The following is a 13,951-nucleotide window of genomic DNA, read 5'->3' on the forward strand; positions in this document are numbered from 1 at the left end:
CACGCCGTGCCGGGGTGGCCAGTTCGGCACCAGGCACATTGTCGACTTGGCAACTTGGCGTAAAGCATTCGATCACGAAGCGTTGCACTCGCGGGCCGTGCAGGGAAGTGCGCCTCGTCGCAGTGGCCAAAGCGCGTAGGGTGCGCGCGGCACCGGAGACCCTTTCCGTGCAGGTCAAACGGGGCGTGGGGGGTGCTCAGGACGGGGGATGCACGACATCCAGAAGTTGGCTGAAAAGATACGGGCGCGTGCGCGGAAACCGGTCAGCCGCCCGGTGTATTTCCGCGCCCGCCGGGCCGCCCGCCGCGGTGCGCCCCGGTGCCCGTCCGGTGGTGCCGGCCGCGGTGCGGAGCGGGGTCCTCCGCGAGCGGCCGCGCCGCGCGCCGCTCGGAGCGGCGCAGCAGCAGCCGGCAGACGGCGGTGACGGCGGCGAGACCGAGCGCGGTGCCCGCCGCGCCGGCGAGCGACGTGCCGTACCAGAGGAGCACCACCGGGACGAGGACACAGCTGAACGCCGCCCAGCGGACGACGTCGGTCACACTGTCCGGCCCGGACTGTGAGGACATGTGGTGTGCTCCCTGTGCCGCTCCCCGGACGGTGCGCGGGGATGGTTCACGGTGATCAACGGCCGGTTGGCCGGTCGGTCACCTGGCCGTGGCCTGAATCTCGCGCAAACCGCCTGTACGGGGCAGCAACCATTGCGTTACGGGCGCACCCTCGTGCATGCTCCGGTGAACCGCCCACGGACGGTGCGCGGGATCTGGGCTAAGGAGGCGTGCCGCCGTACCCTTGGGGGTATGGGGTTGGGAAGATGATTCCCGGACACAGCTCCGCCGCACATTGCCGTCGCCCAGTGTGTCGTCCCCACCCATAAAGGATCACAACGCCGAGACAGCCATGGCCGGTCACGAATTCTTCGAACCCGCGGACCGCAAGCGGCCCGTCGCCGATCCCACGGCGGCCGAGCCCCTGGCGGCGGAAGAGGCGCGCCACGCGTGCGACCCCGCCTTCAAGCACGGCGTCGTCGTCGGCTTCGACGGCTCCACGTCCAGTGAGCGCGCCCTGGCGTACGCGATCGGCATGGCCCAGCGTTCCCGGTCCGGCCTGATCATCGTCCATGTGGCCAACCGGCTGCCGACCACGGTGTGGGCGGGCTGCGAGCCGCCCGTCTTCGTCGACGTCCCCGACCACCGCACCGAGGTGCTGGGTCTGGAGCTGGCCTGCGCGGACTATCTCGCCGAGGTGCCCTGGATCCTGGTCGAGCGCGGTGGCGACATCTGTCACGAACTGGAAGAAGTCGGGCGGGAGTACGAGGCGGACGCGATCGTCGTCGGCTCCACGCACGGCATCGTCGGCCGGATCTTCGGCTCGGTCGCCGGACGGCTGGCCAAGCGGGCGAAGCGCCCCGTCGTCGTGATCCCGTAAGTCCCCTTCGTCCCGGGCGAGATGAGCCCTGGGAAGTCTCAACTCCCTTTGTGCGCCGGAAGAATCCGCTTACTCGTGGATGTGTTTGTGCTCTTGTGAAGGGCATATACCGGTCACCGCACCACCGCACATGCGCGAAGGGAGCCCGCCGTGGACCACGACGTCTCCGCGGGAAGCACTACCACCATCGCCGGCCGACTCGCTCTCGGACGGGGCTGCCTCGGTGTGCGGCAGGCCGGGGTGTGACGGCTACCGGCTAGCCGCGCCGGCCGGGGTGTCGGTGCCCCGGCGCGCAGGAAACGGACCCCCCGTGTCTGGGGCGACACGTGGGGGTCCGTTTTCGTGCGTGGGCCCGCTGCGGGGCGGTGGGGGCTGGTCGCGCCCGCGCGGCGGAGCCGCGTATCGGTACAGCCCCGCGCCCCTGGAGGGCGCTCTACTCCACCGTCACCGACTTGGCCAGGTTCCTCGGCTTGTCGATGTCGCGGCCCAGGGACAAGGCCGTGTGGTAGGCGAGGAGTTGGAGGGGGATGCCCATGAGGATCGGGTCGAGTTCGTCCTCGTTCTTGGGGACGAGGATGGTCTGGTCGGCCTTCTCCTGCTCCTGGTGGGCGACCGCGAGGATCTTGCCGCTGCGGGCCTTGATCTCCTCCATGGCGGCGCGGTTCTTCTCCAGCAGGTCGTCGTCGGGGACGATCGCGACCGTGGGGAGGGCCGGCTCGATCAGGGCCAGCGGGCCGTGCTTCAGCTCGGAGGCCGGGTAGGCCTCAGCGTGGATGTAGGAGACCTCCTTGAGCTTCAGGGAGGCCTCGCGGGCGACCGGGTAGCCCCGGACGCGGCCGATGAAGAGCATCGAGCGGGCGTCGGCGTAGGCCTTGGCCAGCTTCTCGATCTCCGCCTCCTGCCGCATGATCTCGGCGATCTGGCCGGGCAGCTTGCGCAGGCCCTCGATGATCCGCTTGCCGTCACGCACCGACAGGTCGCGGGTGCGGCCGAGGTGCAGGGCGAGCAGGGCGAAGGCGACGCAGGTGTTGGTGAAGCACTTGGTGGAGACCACGCAGACCTCCGGGCCCGCGTGCACGTAGATGCCGCCGTCGGCCTCGCGGGCGATGGCGGAGCCCACCACGTTCACGATGCCCAGCACCCGGGCGCCCTTGCGCTTCAGCTCCTGGACGGCGGCGAGGACGTCGTACGTCTCACCGGACTGGGAGACGGCGATGTACAGGGTGTCCGGGTCGACGACCGCGTTGCGGTAGCGGAACTCGGAGGCCGGCTCGGCGTCCGCGGGGATGCGGGCCAGCTCCTCGATCATCTGGGCGCCGATCATGCCCGCGTGGTACGAGGTGCCGCAGCCGAGGATCTTCACCCGGCGGATCCGGCGGGCCTCGCGGGCGTCCAGGTTGAGGCCGCCGAGGTGCACGGTGGAGAAGCGGTCGTCGATCCGGCCGCGCAGCACGCGGTCCACGGCCTCGGCCTGCTCGTGGATCTCCTTGTGCATGTAGGTGTCGTGGCCGCCCATGTCGTAGGAGGCGGCCTCCCACTCCACGGTGGTCGGCTCGGCCGTGGTCCGGGTGCCCTCCGTGGTGTACGTACGGAAGTCGTCGGCCTTCAGCGTGGCCATCTCGCCGTCGTCCAGGGTCACTATCTGCCGCGTGTGGGTGACCAGGGCGGCGATGTCCGAGGCGACGAACATCTCCTTCTCGCCGATGCCGAGGACGACCGGCGAGCCGTTGCGGGCGACGACGATGCGGTCCGGGAAGTCGGCGTGCAGGACGGCGATGCCGTAGGTGCCCTCGATGAGGCGCAGGGTCTCGCGGACCTTGTCCTCCAGCTTCTCGGCCTGCGAACGGGCGATCAGGTGGACGAGGACCTCGGTGTCGGTCTCGGAGAGGAACTCGACGCCGTCCGCCTCCAGCTTGCGGCGCAGGTCGGAGGCGTTGTCGATGATGCCGTTGTGGACGACGGCGACCTTGCCCCCGGCGTCCAGGTGCGGGTGGGCGTTCACGTCGGAGGGGGCGCCGTGGGTGGCCCAGCGGGTGTGGGCGATGCCCGTGGTGCCCTTGAAGCGGGCCGGGACCTTGGCCTCCAGGTCGCGCACGCGGCCCTTGGCCTTGACCATCTTCAGGCCGGCGGCCTTGGGGGAGGTCACCACGATGCCGGCCGAGTCATAGCCCCGGTACTCCAGGCGCTGCAGGCCTTCGAGGAGCAGGGGTGCCACGTCCCGCTTGCCGATGTATCCGACGATTCCGCACATATATGGGTATTCCTAGCCGTTTCTAGCCGTAGACGATCCGCCGCAGCTGCCTGAGCGTCAGCTCCGGCGGGGCTACCGCGCGGTATTTGAGGTCCGCCCCGATCCGCTCGAAGATCGTCGCGTTGACCAGGCCCTGGGCCTGGAGCTCGCGGTGGCGGCGACGGACGTACTCCTCGGTCGTCTCGTCGAAGAAGGCGAGCACGTCCTGGACCACGCGCAGCGCCTCGCCCCGGCTGAGGGGCGTGGACCGCGTCAGATGATCAACCAGTTCGTCGTGCACCCGGTAGATCCTGGAGTAAGGGGAGGGGTTTTGCAAGAATCCTGCCCGATTCCGGGCAGGGCTCAGGGGTGGGTGCGGCAGCGCCTGTGGTGCGGCTCACTGCATGCGCTTGAGCACCGCCTGCTTGGCCATCGTGAACTCGTCGTCCGTGAGCACCCCGGAGCGGTGCAGCTCGCCCAGTTCGCGCAGGCGGCGCAGCAGGGCGTCGTGGTCGTCCTCGGCCGGGACGGGCCGCGGGCCGGGGAGCGGAGCGGCGTCGGCGGGCGCGGGCGCGGACAGGGCGGCGGGTGCCGACGGGTGCGGCAGGCGGGCCTGGACGGCCGCCGCGACCAGGGCCATCAGCGGGTCCTTCTTGAAGCCCCACAGCTCGACCGCGTTCGGGTCGTACTTGGGCGGCTGCTTGGTGGGGGCGTTGCGCACGGTGAAGCGCAGGTAGCCGTTCTCCAGCCCGGCCGCCGGCTGCCACTCCACGGCCAGGATGTCCTCGACCGGCAGCACACGGGTGCCGGCGGCGGCCTTCGCGTCCTCCGTCTTCCAGTTCCACTCCAGCCGGACCCGCTCGCCGTCGAAGCTCGCCGTGGCGTCCCCGGCGGCGGCGGACAGCGGCACGGCCGGGCCCGGCAGCAGATACCCGGTGACCGGGCCGGCCGGCACCTGGTCCAGCAGCAGGGCGTTGCGCACCTCCTCGGCGAAGTACTCGGCCACGCCGTACCGGTCCGGCTCGACGACCAGCTGGTAGGGGTCGTGAGGCTCGGTCAGACGGCCGCCCGTCGCCTGCAGCAGGGGGTCGGCGCCGTCGCGCAGCCGCAGTCGCAGCCGCCCCGACTTCCGGCCCTGCTCGAAGGAGATGCCCGCCAGGGCGCCGAGCGGGACGACGAGTTCACCCAGGGTCCTGCGCAGCAGGCCGACGTTCTTGTCGCGCCCGGGAGTCAGCCGCAGGGCGTCGCCGTCGAAGACCCAAGTCCCGTCCTTCTGAAGGATTTCCGCCATGGGGGGATTGTTTCACCGGTTCCGCCCGGAGGGTTCTGCCGGAGACGGGCCTGCGGGAGAGTGGTCTATACCCATTCCGAAGGGAGCGCGCGTGAGACGGCACAGACTGCACCTTCCCGGTTCCCTGCACCTTCTCGGTTCCCTGCTCCTGGTCGCGGCGACCGGCTTCTTCACCTCCGGCGCGGCCCCGGCGCCCGCGCCGGTCGAGCCCAGGCCGCTCGCCCAGGTGATCCCGGCCCCCGCCTCGGTCACCCCGGCCGGACCCCCGTACCGCATCACCGGCACCACCGGCATCCGCGTCGGTGACTCCCGTGCGGCCCGCGCGGCCGGTGAGTACCTCGCGGACCTGCTGCGGCCCGCCACCGGCTACCCGCTGCCCGTCACCCGCCAGGGCGCCGGCGGCATCCGGCTGCGCCTCGCCCACGACGGCCCCTACGGCGCCGAGGGATACCGCCTCGACAGCGGCCCCACCGGCGTCACCCTCACCGCCGCCCGGCCCGCCGGGCTCTTTTACGGCGTGCAGACCCTGCGCCAGCTGCTGCCCGCCGCCGTCGAGGAGGACACCGTCCAGCCCGGCCCCTGGCCGGTCGCGGGCGGCACCATCCGGGACACCCCGCGCTACCCCTGGCGCGGCGCCATGCTCGACGTCTCCCGCCACTTCTTCACCGTCGACGAAGTCAAGCGGTACATCGACCGGCTGGCGCTGTACAAGTTCAACAAGCTGCACCTGCACCTCAGCGACGACCAGGGCTGGCGCATCGCCGTCGACTCCTGGCCGCGCCTCGCCGAGTACGGCGGCTCCACCGAGGTCGGCGGCGGACCCGGCGGCCACTACACCAAGGAGCAGTACCGGGAGATCGTGCGCTACGCCGCCGCCCGCCATCTGGAGGTCGTGCCGGAGATCGACATGCCCGGCCACACCCACGCGGCCCTCGCCTCGTACGCCGAGCTGAACTGCGACGGCGTGGCGCCCCCGCTCTACACCGGCACCGCCGTGGGCTTCAGCTCGCTGTGCGTGCCCAAGGAGGTGACGTACGACTTCGTGGACGACGTGATCCGGGAGCTGGCCGCCCTCACCCCCGGCCGGTACCTGCACATCGGCGGTGACGAGGCGCACTCCACCAGCCACGCCGACTACGTGCGGTTCATGGAGCGGGTGCAGCCGGTCGTCGCGCGGTACGGCAAGACCGTCGTCGGCTGGCACCAGCTGACCGGCGCGAGCCCGGCCCGGGGCGCGCTCGCCCAGTACTGGGGCCTGGACCGCACCAGCGACGAGGAGAAGGCCGAGGTGGCGAAGGCGGCGCGGAGCGGCACCGGGATCGTCCTGTCGCCCGCCGACCGGGTCTACCTCGACATGAAGTACGACCGCACCACCCCGCTCGGCCTGTCCTGGGCCGGATACGTCGAGGTGAAGCGGTCCTACGACTGGGACCCGGGCACCTATCTGCCGGGTGTGCCGCAAGATGCCGTCCGGGGTGTCGAGGCGCCGCTGTGGACGGAGACGATCGAGAACTCCGCGCACATCGACCACATGGCCTTCCCCCGGCTGCCCGGCGTCGCCGAGCTGGGCTGGTCGCCGGCCGCCGCCCACGACTGGGAGGACTACCGGACTCGGCTCGCGGCGCAGGCGCCGCGCTGGGACGCGCTCGGCATCGGCTACCACAGGTCTCCGCAGGTCGACTGGCCCGCGGCATAGCCACGGCGCGGACACAGCGGACGGGCGCCCCGGAGGACCGTACTCCGGGGCGCCCGCCTGGCCTTCAAGGGGATCGGTCAGAACCCGGCGATCGGGTTCTTCAGCGTGCCGACGAGCTGGAGCGCGCCGGACGGGTCCGCGAGGTCGACCATCTGCTGGTTGTTGCGCAGCTGGAGCCGGTTCAGGCAGGACAGTGCGAACTCGGGGGCGAACATGTCGTACTGCGCGAACTTGTCGGCGAGTTCGGGCGTCGCCTCCTGGTACTCGCGGGTGACCTCGGCGACCGTGCGCCAGAAGTCGTCCTCCGCCAGGATCCCCTCGGTGGCGAGGTTCGCGGCGAGGAAGCGGAAGAAGCAGTCGAAGACGTCCGTGAAGATGGACAGCAGCTTCTTGTCCTCGGGGACCTCGGCGCGGATCCGCTGGACCTCCGGCGGCAGCACCGCGTCCGGGTCCATGACGCAGATCTCCTCGGCGATGTCCTTGTAGATCGCCCGCTCGACCACGCCGTCCCTCAGCACCAGGATCACGTTCTCGCCGTGCGGCATGAACACCAGGTCGTAGGCGTAGAAGCTGTGCAGCAGCGGGGTGTAGTAGGCCCGCAGGTAGCGGCGCAGCCACTCGGTGGGGGCCAGGCCCGAGCGGGCGATCAGCGCGCCCGCGAAGGAGGCGCCCGCGTGGTCGACGTGCAGCAGGGAGGCCATCGTCGCCAGGGACTCGCCGTCCCGCAGCGAGGGCACCGGGCTCTCCCGCCACAGCGCGGCGAGCATCTTGCGGTACGGCGAGTAGCGGTCGGTGGCCTTCTCGTACTCCAGGTGCCGGTAGCCGACGGCCGCCCGCTCGCGGATGATCGTCAGGCCCGTGGACTTCAGCACCGGGTCGCCCTCGATCAGCTGGGCCAGCCAGTCGTTGATCGCCGGGGTGGCCTCCATGTAGGCGGCGGACAGGCCGCGCATGAAGCCCATGTTGATGACGGACAGCGCCGTCTTCACATAGTGCTTCTCGGGGTGGCTGGTGTTGAAGAAGGTCCGGATGGACTGCTGGGCCAGGTACTCGTCGTCGCCCTCGCCCAGGCACACCAGGTGCTGCCGGGCGACCTCGGCGGCGAAGGTGACGGTCAGCTTGTTCCACCATTGCCAGGGGTGGACCGGGATGAGCAGGTAGTCGGCCGGGTCCAGGCCCTTGTCGCGCAGGATGCCGTGGAAGCGGCCGACGGTCTCCTCGCCCAGCTCCTGGCGGAAGAAGTCCTCGTAGTCGATGCCGACGCCGGCCGTGAACGCGGCGCGCGAGCGGTGCGCGGCCAGCCACACCAGGCGCACGGGGCTCGCGGTCTCCGGGGCGTACGACAGGTACTCGTGGATGCCGAAGCCGAGGCGGCCGTTGTTGGCGACGAAGCAGGGGTGGCCCTCGGTCATCCCCGTCTCGATCGCCTGGAAGCCGGCGCCCGCCAGCTCCGCCGCCGGGATCTGCTCCTTGGTGAGCTTGTAGCAGGTGCCCGAGAGGGTGGAGGAGATCTCCTCCAGGTAGACCGGCAGGATCTCGTCGCTCAGGCCGAGAGCGCCCTTCAGCTCGACGAAGAAGTCCAGCGCGGCGAGCGGCAGTTCAGCCCCGTCGCGGTGGCGGGCGATGGAGGCGGCGTCCACCTGCCAGTGGTCGAGGGCGCGGCGCACGGCACGGAAGCGGTAGGAGGTCAGGCCGTCGTCGCTGCGGACGACGTACTCCTCCCCGTCCTGCTCGGGGGTGATCAGCCGCTCGTGGGCGAACTCGGCGAGGGCCTTGCGGATGAGCAGGCGGTTGGCCTGCTCCCAGCGCTCGGGGGAGAGGTGGGCGACGGCGTCGGCGAGGCTCATGCGGACACCTCCGCGGCGGTGATGGCGGCGTGGAACTGCTCGCGGGTGCAGAAGCTGAGCAGCGCCTTCTTCTCCGGCTTCTGGATCTCGCGCTCCGGGACGAAGCCGACGGCCTCGTTCAGGGCGTGCACGGCCTTGTTGCGCACGTCCGGCTCCACGACGACCCGCTGCGTGGCCGGGTCCTCGAAGAGGTGCGTCATGACGGCGGTGATGACGGACCGGGTGAAGCCGTGCACCGGCTTGTCGGTCGGCGGGGTCAGGAAGTGCATGCCGACGTCGCCGGGCCGCGCCTCGTACAGGCCGACCAGCTCGCGGTGCGCGGGGTCGTACTTCTCCATCAGGAAGGCGGGCTCGCCGTCCTTCAGACCGAGCAGGGCGTGGTGGTGCTCGTCGGCGGCTATCTCCATGTACGCGCGCTCGACGTCCTCCAGTTTCGCGTCCTGCATCATCCAGAACGCGGCCTTGGGGTGGGTGACCCAGGCGTGCAGGAGCTCGGCGTCCTTCAGCGGGTCGAGGGGGCGGAACGTGAAGGTCGTGCGGCTCATGCGGAGAACTCCTGGAACGCGATGGTCTTCTCTACCGGGTAGTACTCGCTGCCGAGCAGCTCCCGGATGATGTAGCTGTTGCGGTAGGCGCCCATGCCCAGGTCGGGGCTGGTGATGCTGTGGGTGTGGACGCCGGCGTTCTGCAGGAAGACGCCTCTGCCGGTGACGTCGATGGCGTAGTTGCGGCCGACGTCGAAGCTGCCCTGGGAGTCGTAGACCAGGCGGTCGCGGATCGGCTTCAGGAACGCGGGCTCGACGTAGCGGTAGCCGGTGGCGAGGATCAGGCCGTCCGAGGTCAGCTCGAAGTCCTTCTCCTGCTCCTCCTGGCGGAAGCCCAGCGTGTACGTGCCGTTCTCGTACGTCGCGCTGGTCAGCGCCGAGTTGGTGAGCAGGCGGGTGGGGACCGGGCCGCCGAGGTTCTTCTGGTAGAGCAGATCGAAGATCTCGTTGATCAGATCGCCGTCGATGCCCTTGAACAGGCCCTTCTGCTCCTGGGTGAGGCGGTAGCGGGTCCGCTCCGGCAGCGCCCGGAAGTAGTCGATGTACTCCGGGGAGGTCATCTCCAGGGTGAGCTTGGTGTACTCCAGCGGGAAGAACCGCGGGGAGCGGGTGACCCAGTTCAGCCGGTAGCCGTGGACGTCGATCTCGGAGAGCAGGTCGTAGTAGATCTCGGCGGCGGACTGGCCGGAGCCGACCAGCGTGATCGACTCCTTCTTCACCAGCTCGGCCCGGTGCTGGACGTAGCGCGAGTTGTGGATGAAGTCGCCGCCCAGGCCCCGGCAGGACTCCGGGATGTAGGGCGGGGTGCCGGTGCCGAGGACCAGGTGGCGGGCGCGGTACGTCTCACCGGCGGCCGTCGTCACCCCGTACAGCTCGTCGCTCTCGTCGTACGTCACCTCGGTGACGGTCGTGTTGAAGTGGACGCTGCTCAGCTTGTTGGCGGCCCAGCGGCAGTAGTCGTCGTACTCGACGCGCAGCGGGTAGAAGTTCTCGCGGATGTAGAACGAGTACAGCCGGCCCTTCTCCTTCAGGTAGTTCAGGAAGGAGTACGGCGAGGTCGGGTCGGCCAGGGTGACCAGGTCCGACATGAACGGGGTCTGGAGGTGGGCGCCGTCGAGGAACATGCCGGCGTGCCACTCGAAGTCGGGCTTCGACTCCAGGAAGACGCCGTCGAGTGCGTCGATCGGCTCGGTGAGGCAGGCGAGGCCGAGGTTGAAGGGCCCGAGTCCGATCCCCACGAAGTCGTAGGTCTTGGTGGTGGATTCAGGAAGCGCGGTCAAGGGAGTCTCCCAGGTACTGCTCGGCGTGGCCGGCGATCAGGTCGAGGACGGCGGCGATGTCGGACGCCTTCGTCTCAGGGTTGAGCAGGGTGAACTTCAGGTAGTGGCGCCCGTTCACCTTGGTGCCCGCGACGATGGCCTCGCCCGAGGCGAACAGGGCCTTGCGGGCGTAGAGGTTGGCGCGGTCGATCTCGGCGGGGTCGGTGACGGTGGCCGGGATGTAGCGGAAGACCAGGGTGGACAGGCGGGGTTCGACGACGACGTCGTAGCGCGGGTCGGCGGCCAGCAGCTTCCAGCCCTCCCGCGCGAGGTCGCAGACCTCGTCGAAGAGCTGTCCGATGCCGTCGGCGCCCATCACCCGCAGGGTGACCCACAGCTTGAGGGCGTCGAAGCGGCGGGTGGTCTGGAGGGACTTGTCCACCTGGTTGGGGATACGTTCCTGCACCATCCGGCGCGGGTTGAGGTACTCCGCGTGGTAGGTGGCGTGCCGCAGCGTGGCCGCGTCGCGGACCAGCAGGGCGGAGGAACTCACCGGCTGGAAGAAGGACTTGTGGTAGTCGACGGTGACCGAGTCGGCCCGCCCGATGCCCGTCAGTAGGTCGCGGCGCTTCAGCGAGGTGAGCAGTCCGCAGCCGTAGGCGGCGTCGACGTGCATCCAGGTGCCGTACTGCTCGCACAGCTCGGCGATCTCGGGGAGCGGGTCGATGGACCCGAAGTCGGTGGTGCCGGCGGTGGCGACGACGGCCATGGGGACCAGGCCGTCCTTCGCGCAGCGCTCCAGCTCGTGGGCGAGCGCGACGGTCTGCAGGCGCTTCTCGTGGTCGACGGGGATCGACACGACGGCGTCCTGGCCGAGGCCGAGCAGTTTCGCCGACTTCTTCACGCTGAAGTGGCTGACCTCGGAGGCGAAGATGCGCAGTTTCCCGAGGTCGCTGGTCTTGGCCTCCTCGCGGGCGAGCAGCAGCGCCTGGAGGTTGGACTGGCTGCCGCCGGAGGTGAACACGCCGTCGGCGTTCTCGCCGAGCCCGATGCGGGCGGCGGTCCAGTCGATGAGCTTGCGCTCGATCAGGGTGCCGCCGGCCGACTGGTCCCAGGTGTCCAGGGAGGAGTTGACGGCGGAGAGGATGGCCTCGCCCAGCACGGCCGGGATGACGACGGGGCAGTTGAGGTGGGCGAGGTAGCGGGGGTGGTGGAAGTAGATCGCGTCCCGGAGGTAGACGTCCTCCAGTTCATCGAGGACCGCCGTGGTGTCGTGCAGCGGCCGGTCCAGGTCGATCCGCTCGATGACGGGGGCCAGGTCGTCGACCGAGACGCCGGTGAACGGGCGCTGGGTGGTGGCGAGTTTGGCGGCCACCCGCTCGACTCCTTCGGTCACGGAGCGGCGGTACTGCTCCGCGGTCGTGTCATTGAGCAGGTGCGAGCGCATGGGGAGGTCCTCCGGTGGGGACTGGCCGAGCGGACGGAAGGAGCGGCCGGGGCGGGCCGGGGCTCCGGCTTACTTAGGCTAGCCTAACCTAAGTTGAATGGGTCAAGTGCCGGGGCCCGGTAACCTCCGTCACTCCGCGGGGACTTACTCGCCCTGCTCGCGCAACTGCTCCTCGGTGAGCCCCTGTCGCCAGTAGCCCACGAACGTCACCCGGCGCCGGTCGATCCCGCGCTCCCCGACGAAGTGCCGGCGCAGCGCCTTGACCGAGCCCGACTCGCCCGCGATCCAGACGTACGGGTGCTCGGCGGGCGGCAGTTGGGCGTCGCGCAGGGCGCTGAGGGCCAGGGGGGACTCGGTGGCGTGGTCGTGCTCCCGGACCAGCCACGTCACCTCGGCGTCCGCCTCGGTCGCCAGGTCCAGGACGTTGCCGGGGTCCTGGGCCTCCAGCCACACCCGCGCCCGCTGCCCGGCCGGCAGCGACTCGAGGATCGCCGCGATCGCCGGGAGTGCGGTCTCGTCGCCCCAGAGCACCACCAGGTCGGTGTCCTCCGGGGGCCGGAACCGGATCGCCCGGTTGTCCGCGACCGCCGGGCCCAGCACCAGCACCCGGTCACCCGGGGAGGCCTGGGCGGCCCACCGCGAGGCGGGTCCGGCGGGGGTGGCGGAGTCCGGCTCGACCCCGTGCAGCACGAAGTCGATGTCGATCTCGTCGGGATCGCGGCGCAGCGACCGCAGGGTGTACGAGCGCATCACCGCCCGCACGTCGTCGGGCAGCGCCATCCACCCCTTCCACCAGTCCTCGCCCAGCTCGACGGGCACGACCGGCGCCTCCTGCCCCGGATGCGGCAGGAACAGCGACAGCGACTGGTCGCACCCGTCGGAGTGGAAGCCGGCGAGGTCGTCCCCCGCGAAGGAGACCCGGACCAGAGACGGCCCGAGCCGCTCCGTCCGCACGACCTGAAGGGAGAAGAAACGGAACGGCGCGGCTACGGCCGTGGACATGGCTGACTCCATGGACGGAGGGTGAGTGGTCCCACTCAGGGGCACGGGGCTGTATCGATATGCGGCTCCGCCGCGCGGGCGCGGCCGGCCCCGAACGACTCGCAGGCGCCGACCGGCATCAGCCCCACCCCCTGGGCGAACTTCAGCTGACCTTCTTCGCGTTCTCGATGGCCTCGGCGAGGCTGGTGAGAAGCGGCGTGCACTTGCCGTACGACAGGATCGGCTCCGGCGACCGGGCGATGACCTGACCGGCCTTCACGGCGGGCAGCTTCTTCCAGGTCGCCTCGGTGATCGCCGACGGCTGGATCGCCTGGGCACGGTCGTCCATCATGATGATGTCCGCGTCGTACTTGTCGACGTTCTCCCAGCTCAGGCTCTCGAACCAGCCGCCGCCCTGGGCCTTGGACTTCTCCGACGGCTCGATGAAGTTCACGCCGAGCGCCTTGAAGTACTCCAGGTCGATGGAGAGGTTGGTGCCGGAGACGTAGAACAGCTCGGCGCTCGCGGACCCGGCCATCACCTTGATCTCGGGGCGGGACTTCGCGGCCTTGCGCAGCCGCTCCGCCGCCGCCTCGAACTCCTGCTTGGCCTTGACGACCTTGTCGGCCTCCAGGTCCGCGCCCAGCGACTCGGCCAGCGCCCACATCCGCTCCAGCGGCTGGGTGAGCTGACGGTCGTAGACGGAGACGGCGACGCTCGGGGCCAGCTTCGCGATCTTGTCCTTGGACTCCTCGGGGACGTACCAGAGGGTGCCCGCGTCGTCGAACATCGTGGTGATGAGGACCTCGGGGGCCAGCGCCGCGTACTTCTCGACGTTGAACTGGCCCCAGACGTTGCCGAGGATCTCGACCTTGCTGATGTCCATGTCGCCGGCCTGGACGTCCGGCTTGCCGTCCTGGGTCTTGGTCGGGCCGAAGACGCCCTTGACCTGGATGCCGTAGTCGTACAGCGCGGCGGCGACACCGGTGAAGGCGACGATGTTCGTGGGAACCTTGTCGAGCTTCACGGTCTTGTCGCGGTCGTCCTTGAACGTCCAGGGACCGGAGGGCTTGGCGGCACCGGCCGAGTCCGAGCCACCGCTTTTCTTGTCTTCGTCACCGCAGGCGGCGAGGACGGCACCGAGGCCGAGGGCACCGCCGGCGGCGAGGATCCCGCGGCGGGTGAGGTGGGTGGCACGGGCGTTGGACATGAGTCTGGCTGCTTTCGAAC

Annotated in this window: 12 protein-coding genes; 2 read left to right on the plus strand and 10 right to left on the minus strand. The window is 70.1% G+C overall.

What is annotated here, in order from left to right; genetic code table 11:
* Positions 1-263: 263 nt before the first annotated feature.
* The gene (locus tag AB0K92_RS09855; RefSeq protein ID WP_365921122.1) at positions 264-566 is read right to left on the minus strand and encodes a hypothetical protein; all 303 of its coding nucleotides are present in this window, start codon (positions 564-566) and stop codon (positions 264-266) included.
* A 331-nt stretch (positions 567-897) separates the two neighbouring features.
* On the opposite strand from AB0K92_RS09855, the gene AB0K92_RS09860 reads away from it, so the two are divergent.
* Positions 898-1,425, plus strand: coding sequence for a universal stress protein (locus AB0K92_RS09860; RefSeq protein WP_165998874.1), 528 nt, complete (start codon positions 898-900; stop codon positions 1,423-1,425).
* Positions 1,426-1,858: 433 nt separating this feature from the next.
* Here AB0K92_RS09860 and glmS read toward each other — a convergent pair whose 3' ends face one another.
* From glmS to AB0K92_RS09875, 3 genes are all read right to left on the minus strand, one after another.
* Complete coding sequence (gene glmS / locus AB0K92_RS09865; protein WP_365921125.1) at positions 1,859-3,676, minus strand: glutamine--fructose-6-phosphate transaminase (isomerizing); 1,818 nt, start codon at positions 3,674-3,676, stop codon at positions 1,859-1,861.
* Between the two features lie 22 nt (positions 3,677-3,698).
* A complete protein-coding gene (locus AB0K92_RS09870) occupies positions 3,699-3,956 on the minus strand; it encodes a hypothetical protein (protein WP_165998870.1) in 258 nt (85 codons plus the stop codon).
* 96 nt (positions 3,957-4,052) lie between these two features.
* Positions 4,053-4,946 (minus strand): DUF4429 domain-containing protein, encoded by an 894-nt coding sequence (locus AB0K92_RS09875; RefSeq protein WP_365921127.1) that lies wholly within the window; start codon positions 4,944-4,946, stop codon positions 4,053-4,055.
* Between AB0K92_RS09875 and AB0K92_RS09880 the strand changes: the two genes are divergently transcribed.
* A complete protein-coding gene (locus tag AB0K92_RS09880) occupies positions 4,945-6,642 on the plus strand; it encodes a beta-N-acetylhexosaminidase (RefSeq protein WP_365921129.1) in 1,698 nt (565 codons plus the stop codon). The genes AB0K92_RS09875 and AB0K92_RS09880 overlap by 2 nt on opposite strands.
* A 77-nt stretch (positions 6,643-6,719) precedes the next feature.
* Here the strand turns inward: AB0K92_RS09880 and AB0K92_RS09885 are convergent, their stop codons facing one another.
* The 6 genes from AB0K92_RS09885 to AB0K92_RS09910 all read right to left on the minus strand — a co-directional run bounded on the left by AB0K92_RS09885 (position 6,720) and on the right by AB0K92_RS09910 (position 13,931).
* On the minus strand, positions 6,720-8,489 hold the full coding sequence (locus AB0K92_RS09885; RefSeq protein WP_365921131.1) for an IucA/IucC family siderophore biosynthesis protein: 1,770 nt from the start codon (positions 8,487-8,489) through the stop codon (positions 6,720-6,722).
* Positions 8,486-9,034 carry a GNAT family N-acetyltransferase gene (locus tag AB0K92_RS09890; RefSeq protein ID WP_365921133.1) on the minus strand — a complete coding sequence of 183 codons (549 nt, stop codon included), beginning with the start codon at positions 9,032-9,034 and terminating at the stop codon, positions 8,486-8,488. The genes AB0K92_RS09885 and AB0K92_RS09890 overlap by 4 nt, the downstream gene beginning before the upstream one ends.
* Entirely contained in the window at positions 9,031-10,314 is a 1,284-nt protein-coding gene (locus AB0K92_RS09895; RefSeq protein ID WP_365921135.1) for a SidA/IucD/PvdA family monooxygenase, read from the minus strand. Before AB0K92_RS09895 ends, AB0K92_RS09890 begins: the two co-directional genes overlap by 4 nt.
* Positions 10,298-11,740, minus strand: coding sequence for a lysine decarboxylase DesA (desA, locus tag AB0K92_RS09900; protein ID WP_365921137.1), 1,443 nt, complete (start codon positions 11,738-11,740; stop codon positions 10,298-10,300). The genes AB0K92_RS09895 and desA overlap by 17 nt, the downstream gene beginning before the upstream one ends.
* Positions 11,741-11,884: 144 nt before the next feature.
* Positions 11,885-12,742 (minus strand): siderophore-interacting protein, encoded by an 858-nt coding sequence (locus tag AB0K92_RS09905; RefSeq protein WP_365921139.1) that lies wholly within the window; start codon positions 12,740-12,742, stop codon positions 11,885-11,887.
* Between the two features lie 142 nt (positions 12,743-12,884).
* Entirely contained in the window at positions 12,885-13,931 is a 1,047-nt protein-coding gene (locus AB0K92_RS09910) for an ABC transporter substrate-binding protein (protein ID WP_365921141.1), read from the minus strand.
* Positions 13,932-13,951 lie beyond the last annotated feature (20 nt).

It is taken from the genome of Streptomyces sp. NPDC052687, assembly GCF_040678395.1.
Lineage (GTDB): Bacteria > Actinomycetota > Actinomycetes > Streptomycetales > Streptomycetaceae > Streptomyces.